Annotated in this window: 11 protein-coding genes and 2 pseudogenes; 3 read left to right on the top strand and 10 right to left on the bottom strand. The window is 42.1% G+C overall.

The genetic code is table 11. The features are described 5' to 3' along the window. The 4 genes and pseudogenes from O9300_RS19695 to O9300_RS12130 form a co-directional block, all read right to left on the bottom strand. Window positions 1–212: pseudogene (locus tag O9300_RS19695) on the bottom strand (hypothetical protein); the annotation flags it as partial. 72 nt (window positions 213–284) lie between these two features. Further along, on the bottom strand, window positions 285–563 hold the full coding sequence (locus tag O9300_RS12140; protein WP_004162819.1) for a hemolysin XhlA family protein: 279 nt from the start codon (window positions 561–563) through the stop codon (window positions 285–287). 224 nt (window positions 564–787) lie between these two features. After that, window positions 788–1,756: a cysteine synthase A gene (locus tag O9300_RS12135; protein WP_287733090.1), complete on the bottom strand. Its 969-nt coding sequence runs from the start codon at window positions 1,754–1,756 to the stop codon at window positions 788–790. Between the two features lie 24 nt (window positions 1,757–1,780). Continuing rightward, window positions 1,781–1,981: pseudogene (locus O9300_RS12130) on the bottom strand (PhoH family protein); the annotation flags it as partial. Between the two features lie 208 nt (window positions 1,982–2,189). On the opposite strand from O9300_RS12130, the gene O9300_RS12125 reads away from it, so the two are divergent. Continuing rightward, entirely contained in the window at window positions 2,190–3,077 is an 888-nt protein-coding gene (locus O9300_RS12125; protein WP_287971863.1) for a hypothetical protein, read from the top strand. Between the two features lie 271 nt (window positions 3,078–3,348). Here O9300_RS12125 and O9300_RS12120 read toward each other — a convergent pair whose 3' ends face one another. The 6 genes from O9300_RS12120 to O9300_RS12095 all read right to left on the bottom strand — a co-directional run bounded on the left by O9300_RS12120 (window position 3,349) and on the right by O9300_RS12095 (window position 10,567). Next, window positions 3,349–4,149, bottom strand: coding sequence for a formylglycine-generating enzyme family protein (locus tag O9300_RS12120; RefSeq protein WP_287971862.1), 801 nt, complete (start codon window positions 4,147–4,149; stop codon window positions 3,349–3,351). A gap of 203 nt (window positions 4,150–4,352) precedes the next feature. After that, complete coding sequence (locus tag O9300_RS12115; protein WP_502846396.1) at window positions 4,353–4,571, bottom strand: PIN domain-containing protein; 219 nt, start codon at window positions 4,569–4,571, stop codon at window positions 4,353–4,355. A gap of 114 nt (window positions 4,572–4,685) precedes the next feature. Continuing rightward, window positions 4,686–4,937, bottom strand: coding sequence for a UPF0175 family protein (locus tag O9300_RS12110; protein ID WP_002739985.1), 252 nt, complete (start codon window positions 4,935–4,937; stop codon window positions 4,686–4,688). 303 nt (window positions 4,938–5,240) lie between these two features. Then, window positions 5,241–8,126, bottom strand: a complete 2,886-nt coding sequence (locus tag O9300_RS12105) for a formylglycine-generating enzyme family protein (RefSeq protein ID WP_287971859.1) — start codon at window positions 8,124–8,126, stop codon at window positions 5,241–5,243. Next, on the bottom strand, window positions 8,123–9,082 hold the full coding sequence (locus O9300_RS12100; protein ID WP_287971858.1) for an AAA family ATPase: 960 nt from the start codon (window positions 9,080–9,082) through the stop codon (window positions 8,123–8,125). Before O9300_RS12100 ends, O9300_RS12105 begins: the two co-directional genes overlap by 4 nt. A 6-nt stretch (window positions 9,083–9,088) precedes the next feature. Then, entirely contained in the window at window positions 9,089–10,567 is a 1,479-nt protein-coding gene (locus tag O9300_RS12095; protein ID WP_287971857.1) for a VMAP-C domain-containing protein, read from the bottom strand. Window positions 10,568–10,996: 429 nt separating this feature from the next. Between O9300_RS12095 and O9300_RS12090 the strand changes: the two genes are divergently transcribed. Beyond that, window positions 10,997–11,179: a hypothetical protein gene (locus tag O9300_RS12090; protein ID WP_128575192.1), complete on the top strand. Its 183-nt coding sequence runs from the start codon at window positions 10,997–10,999 to the stop codon at window positions 11,177–11,179. Window positions 11,180–11,242: 63 nt separating this feature from the next. Continuing rightward, the gene (locus tag O9300_RS12085; RefSeq protein ID WP_287971856.1) at window positions 11,243–12,358 is read left to right on the top strand and encodes a fatty acid desaturase; all 1,116 of its coding nucleotides are present in this window, start codon (window positions 11,243–11,245) and stop codon (window positions 12,356–12,358) included. The last annotated feature ends 276 nt before the right edge of the window (window positions 12,359–12,634 follow it).

Below are 12,634 nucleotides of genomic sequence, written 5' to 3'. Positions count from 1 at the left end.
CCCCCTTTTGCCTTTTGCATGAGTGCCTTTTGCCTGTCTTGATATGTAGCCTATACTCAACGGATTTAGTATAAAAACCTTGTTGGATAACACTTTTAGACCTTTGGGAAATCAAAAAGTACCGGATATGGGAGTGATCGGGGGGAAAATTCAGGTACTTTTTCCCTGAAAATTAGGTAATTGACCCCCTCAAAATCGGTGAAACCCCACACCCCCCCTGCGATGTCGGGGGGGTTGGGGGCCACACCCTGCCCCCAGGAAAAACTTTTTGCCGCAAACCCTAATTATGATTGAGGAAAAGGGAGAATAATATAGCGAATAACTGTTCCTATTAAAGCTGTTCCCAAGATGCCGATTAACGTCCAAATCTGGGCTTTCTGAGAGCCTTTTAATTCTTTTGTATCTTCTTTTACTCCTTCAATATCTTTTTCTAAACTATCGACTTTTTCCTCTAATCTTGCCTGTACTATTTTAATATCCATAACATCTTTTTGCAGATTATCTAACTTCTGATTAATTGAACCTAAAATTTCTTTGAGGTCTTGTTCAATAGTAACTGACATCTGATGATTCTCCTAATAATGATAGTTATCAGCATTGTTGTCTATCTTATCTTAAGTGCTTGCCAAACATTGCGCCTCATTTTCCCCTGCTGCCTTCTCTAATTGTTGCCCTACCGCTACCATGATCTCCACTAATTTATGAGCCGATAATTTCTGATTTTCCTGTAAAATTCCGGGTTCATCACCTTAATCTAGCTGACAGATGACTTAACCCTAACAAGAATTTAAGCCAATCCTTTCTCAGCCAACCATTGAGGATTATATAAACGAGATTGATAACGGGACCCACCATCACACAGAACAGTAACTATGGTGTGGCCTGGCCCCATTTGTTTAGCCAAAGCCACGGCAGCACCGACATTAATACCCACAGAACCCCCCATAAATAAACCATCTTTTTGTAATAGTTGATAAACAACTTTGATGGCAGTGGGATCATCAATTTGAATGGCATCATCTATGGGTGCGCCTTCCATATTAGCCGTAATACGACTATTACCAATCCCTTCAGTAATTGAACTACCTTCCAGGGTAATTGTCCCGGTTTTCACATAACTATATAAACCGCTACCCATCGGATCCGCCACCAGGCAGCGCACCTGGGGATTTTGGTCTTTTAAAAACATCGCCACCCCCGCGTAGGTTCCCCCGGTTCCCGTGGCAGCCACCCAAGCATCAATTTTACCGTCGGTTTGTTCCCAGATTTCCCGGCCGGTGGTTTCGTAGTGAGCGCGACGATTAGCCAGATTATCGAATTGATTGGCCCAGATAGCATTTTCCATCTCACTGGCCAATCTCCCCGATAATTTAACGTAATTATTGGCATCTCGGTAGGGAACGGCGGGAACAGTACGCACTTCTGCACCCAATGTTCTCAATAGGTCGATTTTCTCTTGGGATTGGGTATCGGGAATGATAATCAGGCATTTATAACCTTTAGCATTGCAGATATGGGCCAAACCGATGCCAGTATTGCCGGCGGTTCCTTCGACAACGGTTCCCCCCGGTTGGAGAGTACCGGCTTTTTCCGCTTCTTGGATAATATATAAAGCAGCCCGATCCTTGACCGAACCACCGGGGTTAAGGAATTCGGCCTTACCGAGAATCTCGCAGCCGGTTTCCTCGCTAAAACTATTGAGACGAATTAGGGGAGTATTACCCACCGCATCGACGAAACCATTTTTAATATCCATAATCTGTTATTTTTCGTGCTGTTCCTAGGCTGAGACGATTTTTTGTACTAAGGGATGACGCACCACATCGGCCCGCGATAGGTAAGAAAAAGCGATCCCTTCTACTGATTTTAGGATTTTTTGAGCGGCAATTAACCCCGATTCTTGTTGTTGCGGTAAATCGGTTTGGGTGACATCTCCGGTTACTACCATGCGCAAACCGAATCCCAAGGGAGTTAAGACCATCAATGCGATCGCACTTTCTCCACTGGGGAATTGAATCGTTGGCCAAGTTCTACCACTTTAGCAAAAGCGACGGGAGCGAGGACGGCTAATTAGTCCAAAATTTTCCGATTGTTGTGTTAGCTGGAAATATTGATTAAATTGGAAGTTTTTTAGCTGTGATTAGTTACCTAACCTAATATAGTGGTGGCATTCTGTAAGGAGTCCCACCGTGACTAACAATTCCATCGAGCCTTTGAATATTGGCAATACGATTAATACTGCCTTCCGTCTTTATCGTGATCGCTTCCAAACTTATGTATTCTTTGCTGTCCGCGCCTGTTTGTGGTCGCTTCTTCCCTTAATTTTGCAATTAATTCTCAGTCAATTACTTTATCAAACAATTACCCCCGAACAAGGCAGCGATATCGGTTTACGTTTATTTCTTTTCCCAGTACAAATTTTCTCGGCCGCTAAGTCTCTTTTTAATAGTGCGGTTATCTCACGATTAGCTTTTCAAGACATTATTTATCAGCCGGAAACTTCCGGACAAGCGGAAAAAAAAGTTAAGCCGAAAATGTGGCGCTTGTGGTGGATGCAGGTTTTGATCTTTTTGTTGGGAGCGGCAATAATCTTGCCGATAACGCTGTCTCTGGGGCTAGTCAGTGGTGTTATCCCCATCCTTGGTGTATTGCTTATTTTACTGGCTTCTTTCTGTCTTCCTGTTTTCTTCCTTTGGTTATCTGCTCGCATTTGCATTGCCGAATTGCCCTTAGTAATCGAAGATAATTTAGGCAGTTGGCAAGCAATCAAGAGAGGTTGGCATTTAACTAAAAACTCGGCTTGGAGAATTGTGGGAGTGATATTTATTGCCAGTTTATTAATTATTCCAGTTTATATTCTGTCAGTAGCTTTGGCTTCAATTCCCTTTTGGTTCAATTCTTCGGAGGACTGGCAAACGCTCGCAGAAAATCCTCTTTTTTTCCAACAAATGGCGATGTTTTTGACTACTATTTTCTTACTTCTGAATATTTTATTAGTTCCTTTTTGGCAATCTCTCAAAAGTGTGATCTATAATCATCTTTTAGACCAGAAAAAAAATGATGGGGGAGAATACTAATAACTGAGCGGCTGTTGATGTAAACTAAGACGCATTTAAACCGCTTATTCTTAGATTAGTTGAACTTCCCCCAATCCCTTTACTGTTGCCTCTTGTCTCGTCTCAACAAGCAATTTATCCTAAATCCGTTGAGTAACCCACAGAAAACGGGTTTCTCGGAGAAACCCGTTTTCTACTCATGATAATTCTCTCAATCCTTTTGTAGTACATATATAGTACATTTGCTCAAAAAAATCGAAAAAGGGTAAAAAGAGAAAAAAGAGAAAAAGGGTTACAAAGTCCTCCCGAATACGCAGACTACCCGAAAACCGCTATCGTCGCTGCGGTTGACGCGGCGGATGAAGATGTTGCGAAACGCGGAACGGCAGTAATTAGGAAGGTAGCCCCAGGAACCGCCCCGCAGAGCTTTATATGCCTGATTTTGCTGTTTTTTGCTCTTTTTTATCTCCTCATAGTTTTCGCGCCAATCATCTTGACACCACTCCCAGACATTTCCGTGCATATCATATAAACCAAAGTCGTTGGCGTAGAATTGCCCAACAGGGGTGGTTTTTTGGAGATTGCCATTATAGTTGGCTAAATCTGGGGTAAGAATTTCCCCAAAGTGATAGGGGGGGTAGGTTTCTCCTTTGTCGAGATTTAAGGGTTTGGTTTGCGCTCGACAAGCGTACTCCCACTCAGCTTCCGTTGGTAGCCTATATTTTCTTTTACTTAATTTAGATAGCCTTTGGCAAAATTCTACAGCATCTAACCAAGATACATTTTCAACGGGGTTTGTGCTGCCTTTAAAATGCGATGGCTCTGGTTTTAAATCTTGCTCTACTTTTAAATCTTCTCTTTGGGCAATATATAACCATTGAGCTTGGGTAATGGGATAAATACCCATCAAGAAGTTTTTCAGGGTGACGTTGTGTTGCGGCTTTTCACTTGTATTACCACTTTCTTGTTCTGAAGAACCCATTGTAAAGGTTCCCGATGGTATTTTGACTAATTCTATGTCTAGTTCATCGGTGAGTTTTTCTCTATAGATTAAAAGACGTTTTTGGGTCTTTTGGATGATTATTGTAGGCATAAGTAGGGTTTACTGAATAAATGTGAAATATAGACGAGGTAAGGGTTTTAGTGTTCTGTATCGGCCCGCGTCCTGTAGGGGCGAAGCATTCGGGCATAACCTATCGGTGAAACCGTAGATTTTCTATCCGAATGCTTCGCCCGTACTTTTTCAGCAAGCCCTAAGTAAGTAATTATAATTAAATTAAAAATTGATTTTATACTCTATCCTTCACCAGCTAATTTTAACACAGAAGTACGAGTAGTCGCATCTAAGCGAAACTTCAGCAATTCTAGTTGATTAAGAATTGGCTCAATACGGTGTATATAACCATTTTGTTTAGCCTTTAATAATATTCCCATTGTGCCAGTGAGTTTTATTCCTAATAAATTTGCATATCGTCTCGCCAAACCATCATCAAGTAAAGCGAGAGAATCGGTAATTTCTATTGCTAAAGCTAATACTTCTTTTTCTCCTTTTCCTAAATCAGTGACAGGGAATCAGTCAAGTAAGTTAGTCTGATAGAGGTATTGAATCGGTGATGTATCGGCATGACGTTAGGCATTAGCCAGATCCTCGATTAATTCTGCTTCCTTGAGTCGGAAGGTATCAACTCCATAGTCTGCAAGTTTAGAGAGAAAAACAACTCGCGGAATACCTGCTAAGTTAGCAGCAGTGCCAGAGGAAAGTTTTCCCAATTCATAAAGTTTAATGGCAGCAAGAAGAGAGATTTCCTGTGCTAGTTGTTCTGGGGTGAGATGTAAAGCGAGAGCGGTTTCATCGGGTAGGGAAAGAGTGATTTGGTACATGATGAATACTAGGATTAATTGATTGTAGGGTTGATTGTAGGGTTGATAGGGTTGATTGTAGGGTTGATAGGTTTGATTCTAGGTTTGATTGTAGGGTTGATTCTAGGTTTGATTGTAGGGTTGATTCTAGGTTTGATTGTAGGGTTGATTCATGAATCAACCCTACCTTGATAAGGGGAAAACCTAAAACCCGTCTTCAATTTAATTATAACCAGCTACTGATCAGCCAACCTCATCTAGTACATTTGTTCAAAAAAATCGAAAAGGAGAAAAAGGGTAAAAAGAAAAAAAAGAGAAAAAGGGTTACAAAGTCCTCCCAGCACCGCACACCACCCGAAAACCGCCGTCGAAGTTGCTGTCGCGGCGGTCGTCGTTGATGCGGGAAGCGGAACGGCAGAAAGTCGGATTGTCGTACCAAGAACCGCCCCGCAGAACTTTATTTGCCTGATTTTGCTGTTTTTTGCTCTTTTCTCGCCAAGGACTACCATTCCTAGGTGCGCCTTGATAATTTTCCCGGAAGTCGTCCTGACACCACTCCCAGACATTGCCGTGCATATCATACAAACCAAAACCATTGGGGGGAAATTGCCCAACGGGGGTGGTTTGCTCGCGATATTCTCCTGCTGGTTCCTTAGCAAAGCGTTGCGTACCATTGTAGTTAGCTAAATTTGAGGTGAGGGTTGCTCCGAAGTGGAAGGGGGTGGTGGTTCCAGCACGACAAGCATACTCCCATTCCGCCTCACTGGGTAGCCGATACTGTTTCTTGGTCATTTTAGAGAGCCTTTGGCAAAATTCTACGGCATCTAACCAAGATACATTTTCAACGGGGTTTGTGCTGCCTTTAAAATATGATGGCTCTGGTTTTAAATCTCGCTCTACTTTTAAATCTTTCCTTTGGGCAATATATAACCATTGAGCTTGGGTAATCGGAGCTTGACTTAGGTAAAACGGGGCGATTTTTACTAAATGTCTGGGGGATTCTCGTTGGAACCAATCCCTATTGTATTTTTTCACTAGCCGCGCGATTTCCTCCGCTTCGGTTCCCATCCAAAACTCCCCCGAAGGAATATAGAGCATTTTTAAGCTGGGGGGATTTTCTTCAAAGTAGAAGGCTCTCACGGGTTCTTTGGCGGTAATTTGTCCCCTCTCATCCACAAAGACGGTTTCAGACTTAAACAGGGTTAGGTTAAATTTCTGGGTGATGATTTCTTCTTCTGTGTTATCCAAGACTTCCCTAAACTGGACTGGCATTGTCTCGGCGGTTATTTCTTCGCTTGCCAAAATTTTAAGCTGCTCAGGGGTTAAACGAAGACGCTGATACAGTTCCCCATCTTCTACGCTGAAATCCTTAAGTCTATGCTTGAGCAGTTGAAACAATATTTCCTCTCCTCCCGTAAGCTCTTTTACCTTAGCTATGGTTACGGTTTTATATTTCCTCAGCCACTTTTCCTCAACCGGTGGGGGTGGAGGTGAGTCAACCATAGATTGCAGCTTTTGGCTAATTTCTTGGTACTTTGCTTCCCCTAGCTTTTGGAAAACCTTAGCAGACACCTTGGCAAAGGCGCGGACTAGATTAGCTGCTTCTTTGCCGAGGAGAACTTGGGGATTGGTAAGAATAAGACCAAAAAAGGTGGTGGTACTCAGGTTAAGTTTTTGGGCGATGTATTCCGAGAGGACAAAAATTACTTCTAAGGCGCGGCTATTCCCTAGTTCAGTGAGCAGAAGCTCTCTGTCCTCATCATCAAATTCAAAATCTAGGCTGTTGGGGGGAGTATGAAAGTTAAATTTACCTCCTTTGTCCCACTTCACTGGTTCCCCTCCTAGATAGACTTTAAGAAAACCGCTAAGGATGACTTCTGCTATGTTTAGGGGGTTAGAGGCGCTTAAAAGTTTGCTTTGGATAAGACGGATGATGGGAAGATTTACCGGGGCTGCGGCTAATTTTTTCAGTAATTCCCAAGCTAGAGGTGAGGCGGTACTGGCGAATAGTTCTAGAGCTTGCTTCCCAGACATCTCCGGAGAAATAGTTGCGGGTATTTCTCTGTTTTGGGGGGATTTTTCTAGTAGTACCCCCGCACAGGTGGCGTTGCTGTCACCACTGACAACGAGCGCCCAAGCTTTTAAGGATGAAGGGGTTAGGGAGATGGTGGGTAGGGGAAAGTAGGTTTTTTGGATTGTTTCTCTGAGAATATGTTGATTTTCCTCTTCCTTCTCAATTTGTAGCAGCAGGGGGATAGAGGTAAATCTCCAGTTTTGTGAAGGTTTTCGGGGGGTTTGGTTGACTAGGGAGACGAACCAACCTCGACTAAGGGCGGTTCTTTCCCACATTGCTTCCGGGAAGGGAGAAAGCAGGGTGACGATTTGGTGTTTTCCCCAGTCCTGAAGAGCTTGGTTATAGCGTCCTTGATACCAGTCTGGGGAAGTACAATCACTGTAGAAGAGGATAAGTCTTTCGCCGCGAGGATGGATGAGATCTTTTGGGTGAATTGAGCAAGTATCGTTAGAGTAGGTGCGGATGGCTAAATTTTGCCTGTCTTCGTCCCATCCGATGCGGTAGAGTTTGACATCCCGAAAGGCCCCGATTTGTTCTAGCCAATCGCGGATTTCCCCGGCCATTTCTTTCCAAAAGACCATGGAGGCCCATTCTTCAATCAGTAAAACCACCTCTAGGGAACGGACTTTTTTGGCTTGGTAAACGGGTATTAGGGCTAAACTGCCATCTTTCTTGCCGATGCTATACTCGGCCGATTTCTGTACGGTGCTGTTTAGGTTTATTTGTCTTTGGGTGGCTGAGTCTATCTTTTGGATGAGGGGACGCACTGCCCGCCCTAATTTTAGGGTTTCTCGCCAGAATTTGGCATCGGGGATGCTAATGGGTAGGGTGTCTGCGCCTATCTTCTCAGGCTGTTTTTGTGCTTCTGTCTCGCGTATTAAGGGAACTTCATCCGATGGGGCTGCTGGCTCTTGGGTTTCGTTTTTACTCTCCTGGGAGGGGTTTTTAGCGGTCGGGGTTTCTTTCTTTTCTTCCCTAGGCTCTGTAGGGGTTTGGGGTTTTCCTTCCTCTTCTTGGGTGAGAACATACCACCATAAACTATCAGCTATCTGGTAACTGTCTAGGTCCCATCCCCTGCCCTTGACAAAGGTGATAAATTTATCAATCAGTTCTGGTGTGGGAAGGGTTTGGGTCATGTATTGCCTGTGTCGGTGAGGTAGGTAAATAGTAGGTCGGTAAGGTCTTCTAATTCTTTACCTGTGGGTTTCTTTTCGCCCATGCTCATAAAGACGGCGTTTAAAAGCTGGTCTGTTGCTAGTTCCCCTTTTTCTCGTTTTTTAACATATTCTGCGATCGCTGCTTCTATTTTTTTACTTTCTGGACTGGCCTCTTTATAATCAAAATGGCTTTTTACTATCTTTTTTAGTTCCTCTGGGGTGGGGTCGGGAATTTCTAAGAGCAGACATCTACGTTTAAAGGGTAGGGGAAAATCCCTCTCGCCGTTGCTCGTCATAATCACTATGGGGAACTGTTGGCAGCTTACCTTACCTTGGGGGATGGATTCCCATTCACCGTCATGGGTTTGTACTGGTATTGGTTCGTTTTCGGTATCTTTCGCGAGTCGGGAAAGTTCGGTGATTTCAAATCTTCCCTCTTCAAAAAGGTTTAAGAGGTCGTTGGGTAGGTCGATGTCACTTTTATCTATCTCATCGATAAGCAGTACCCGGGGATAATTTCTCGGACAGAGGGCTGTCCCCAAGGGACCCAAGCGGATATACTGCCCTATGTCTTTTTTTTCTTCTAGTTGGTAATCTTGCAAACGTGCGATCGCGTCGTAGTAGTATAATCCCTCTTGTAGGGTGGTGCGGGTATTAATTGGCCAGACTAATACTTCTCCTAAGTCTAATTCGTAGGCGATTGCGTAGGCTAGGGAGGTTTTCCCTGTACCCGGTTTCCCTGTGACTAAAATAGGCCGGCGTAGGTGAATGGCTGCGTTTACGGTTTCGATGGTTTTAGGGTTAACTATGAGTTGTTTTCCCCGCTCCTCGGATTTGTTGGTGGCGAAGCTTCGCCAAGGTGGGATTTCTGGCCAAGTAATCTTATCCCTTGAGCGTTTTTGATGATTGCCTTGAAAGATTTTCCATGAACTCATAGTTAGTTAACCTAGGTGCTGAGATGTTAAGTAGTGGAAGGGGGGCATCCGATTAGGGTCTTCTAGAAGTAATGATAAATGATGCCCGAAATAGTCAGATTGGGATTCCTGTTTTTCAGGTGGATTTCTTGCCTTATGTATTAGTTTTGGCAGTTCGGTGATGGGTTGATTGCTAACTAGGGCATTAATTTCATCTTTGTGAGTTGGCGATAAATTATAACGGCGTGACCAAAGGGCTAAAGGTATGCCTTCTGATGCTATTTCTATAAGCATTTCTTCATGACTTTGTTGACAATCACAAAGATTAATCCATAGGGTTAAATTTTCTTGTCGGCGGCAGTGATGTTTACAGTCATTATCTTGTATGTCTTCTACGATTATTGCTTCATTTTGTAATTTCTCCCATTTTTTTATCCATTTTTTGTATGGGTCAGAAGTTTTGTCTATACAAGACCTTGCTGAAAGACGACTATTAACAAAGTAATTTTCTTTTAGTTTAGTATTTGGTTTAAATTCACTTTTATACTCCCAAGATTCAAAATCACTAGATAATAGCTTTTCATCGGCGAAGAACTCAACGGACGTTATTTCTTCACTCCGTTCTCGACAGTCATTAATAATATGGGTTAAAGTATGGTTATGATCATACAGGGGTATATGCTTAATATCTTTGTTTTGAATGTTGTTAGGATTTAATCGCCAAAACCAAGCTCGTATTAGATATTTTTCAATATTTTCAATAGTCGTAATATTCTTATACTGAAGGTTTTTGCTACTGTCCACCTTTATAATTAAATAGGCTTCTAACCCTTCCTTCGGTAATTCAATCCGCTCCAATTGTGTGCTTGTTAATTGCTCATAATCAAGGTCACTAATATTTGTCTGCATTTTTAAATCATTGACCGTTTGCTCAAAAATTAATTGAATTAATGGATCATCAAGGCGTTGATCATAAGCTAAGTTATGTAGTAAGCTAAACAAAAAACTTTCTTCATAATCTTTAATCTTCTCAATCAATTCCTTAAGGTTACTATTTTGTATTTTAGGATCATCAGATAAATAGGATTTGATTATAGCAGCAGTCATCGGTCTTTTTATCTTTAATTCATTATTTAACTTTTCAAAGATTTTAATCTTATCATTATTCTCTACGTTAATCTTATTAATGATTTGCGATTTATTTTTTAAGTTAATATATTCTGTAATCAGTGGGACGAATTGGTTTTTATGTATTTTTTCTCTATTTTCTCCTGTTACATGATTAAAGGCGTTGGTGATTTTCTCAAAAAAATCTTCTGACATTTTTCTTCTACAATGTTCATTAGTGTAACCACTATCACTGAAAATTTTTCGATAATTTAATCCCTCATAACATCCTTTAATACCTTTTAATTCTAATTCACTTAGAGTTGGGTTCTGTTTTCCCTCGCGCAACAATTCTCGGACATTATCCACAAACTCTTCCTTCAACTCTTCCTTAGTCATAATTTAGACAGTTGTAGTGATAAGTAACTCAAAGCTAATCCTATCACACACAGGACTCCCAAGCAAGAGCCAATAAGTCTGTCTAGGCGTTAAAAATTGTCAGATGCCCCCCTTAACAAGGGGGGATTAAAGGGGGGACTAAGGGGGGATCGGCACCCCCCTTATCAAGGGGGGCAGGGGGGATCGAACCTAAAATCCATTTTTAATTTAATTATAACCAGCTACTTAAGTCTGTCTAGGCACTAGCAACGGTTTGTAACAAAAAGATCGGTTTGTAACAAAAAGATCCTTGAGAAAGCTAAAAAGATCATTTTAGCCACTGAAAAGCACGCAAAAAGATCCTTGGAGATTTTAAAAAAGACGATCAAAATGCTACCTATTCCTCTATTTTGCAAGTTTATTATGAAAAAAAACAGAGGAATTAAGCCTATGTATTTATCAACTGATCAGATTAAATCACTAACCCAGAGGCTAAAAAATCGCTTGGGGTATGTACCCAAAGAAGCTTGGGTAATTAATCTCGCCATCGAGATAGAAATCTCTCCAAAGCCGTTTTTTAGTGATGGGCAATTAGTCCAGCACTACCGAGAAATCGAACAGCTGCACAGCTAATAAAACCGCCTGAATTTGGTTATTTAACCATTTTCAGGACAGTACAACTTATTTTCTACTGTCATGATACTGAAAAAACCCACCCCAACACAAGCATCGGCTTTAAGGGATAATCCACGCCTAGGGATGCTCCAACTCAGCGATAATCGTCTCGTACAAGCTTTCTTTGACTGGCTAACAGGCTACTACCTTACCCCCCCTCTCTGGAAAAGCACGCCCTCCTTAGAATTACTCTATGGCATACTCCAGTATATAGGAGGATTAGCGATCGCTCTTAGCCACTGGCAATTAATCCCCCTAGTATGGGTGTTATCCGTAGCTGGAGCGGCTCAATTGCAGGAAATAGCCCACTTTTGCGCCCATAATGCTTTTTTCCCTCAATATCCCACTTATAACCATCTTTTAGGTTGTTTACTTACCTTAATTACTGGGAAAAAGCCCTTTCCATTGTTCAAAAAAGATCACCTATTAATTCACCACCCGCCGAAAAACCTAGCTACCATGAATGACAAAGGGAATACCCCCTACCTAGTAGAAGAGTTAGGTTTTGAATTTGCCCAAGAAGAGGCCTTCTATTGGCAAAATTTGGGCAAGTTATTACTCTCTCCCAAGTTTTACGGAGAAACCTTCCTTGCTCGTCTGACTAATCTCCTTAAAGCTCCCATTAACTATCAAATAGCTACCCTGATTGTGCTTTTCTTGGCCTCTGTTTGTGCGGGTTTAACCCATTCTTGTTTAATCTGCTTACTCTGGGCGGTATTTACCCAACTCGGAACCTATGCAGCCGCACTCTTGCAACAGCTACCGGAGCATAATTGGGCCTATGAAGCTGATGATAATGAGGGAGCTAAATCTCAGGTAATTGGTAAATCTTTTGCCCTATATTTGGGTGCTTACCCCCCGCGCTCAGACCACTGGTTAGAATGGTTAAAATGGTCCACGGAATTAGTGGGAGCAGTCTTTATTCGGCTAATCATCCTTCCAGTTAGCCTAGGGGCGCATTGTGTTCACCATGCTACACCAAACGATCACAACTGGGCTAATCAACTATACACCCTAAGAGCTTTTCAGACTGGCTCGGTGAAAGGATGGCAGCGTTATCAATTCCTTGAGGTTTGGGGATACCGAAACGCCTTAAACTACGTCTTTGTCGGTTTTAGTTTAAGGGGAAAAAGCTAAATTAAACTCGGTGTGCAACTATATTTTTAGTCTTGATTTACAACAAGGCTTTCAGAAATCAGCAGAGATAAAGTATCCTCTGGAACCCTGATTCTGTCGTTTTTAGTTGCACATCGCGTTAAATTAACCTAATTCGGGCTTGCTGAATAAAGCTAAAAACCTTGTTGGATAAGACTTTTAGACCTTTTGTCAATCAAAAAGTACCGGATATGGGAGTGATCGGGGGGAAATTTAGGCACTTTTTCCCTGAAAATTAGGTAATTGACCGCCTGAAAA

The sequence above is a fragment of the Microcystis sp. LE19-195.1E genome (genome assembly GCF_027532095.1).
Taxonomy (GTDB): Bacteria; Cyanobacteriota; Cyanobacteriia; order Cyanobacteriales; family Microcystaceae; genus Microcystis; species Microcystis aeruginosa.
This window is presented reverse-complemented; position numbering and strand designations above follow the sequence as displayed.

Excerpts from the sequence above, each read along its gene's own strand:
- O9300_RS12135 (WP_287733090.1), bottom strand. The coding sequence starts at position 1,756 with ATGGATATTAAAAATGGTTTCGTCGATGCGGTGGGTAATACTCCCCTA.
- O9300_RS12120 (WP_287971862.1), bottom strand. The coding sequence starts at position 4,149 with ATGCCTACAATAATCATCCAAAAGACCCAAAAACGTCTTTTAATCTAT.
- O9300_RS12100 (WP_287971858.1), bottom strand. The coding sequence starts at position 9,082 with ATGAGTTCATGGAAAATCTTTCAAGGCAATCATCAAAAACGCTCAAGG.
- O9300_RS12140 (WP_004162819.1), bottom strand. The coding sequence starts at position 563 with ATGTCAGTTACTATTGAACAAGACCTCAAAGAAATTTTAGGTTCAATT.
- O9300_RS12085 (WP_287971856.1), top strand. The coding sequence starts at position 11,243 with ATGATACTGAAAAAACCCACCCCAACACAAGCATCGGCTTTAAGGGAT.
- O9300_RS12105 (WP_287971859.1), bottom strand. The coding sequence starts at position 8,126 with ATGACCCAAACCCTTCCCACACCAGAACTGATTGATAAATTTATCACC.
- O9300_RS12110 (WP_002739985.1), bottom strand. The coding sequence starts at position 4,937 with ATGTACCAAATCACTCTTTCCCTACCCGATGAAACCGCTCTCGCTTTA.
- O9300_RS12095 (WP_287971857.1), bottom strand. The coding sequence starts at position 10,567 with ATGACTAAGGAAGAGTTGAAGGAAGAGTTTGTGGATAATGTCCGAGAA.
- O9300_RS12090 (WP_128575192.1), top strand. The coding sequence starts at position 10,997 with ATGTATTTATCAACTGATCAGATTAAATCACTAACCCAGAGGCTAAAA.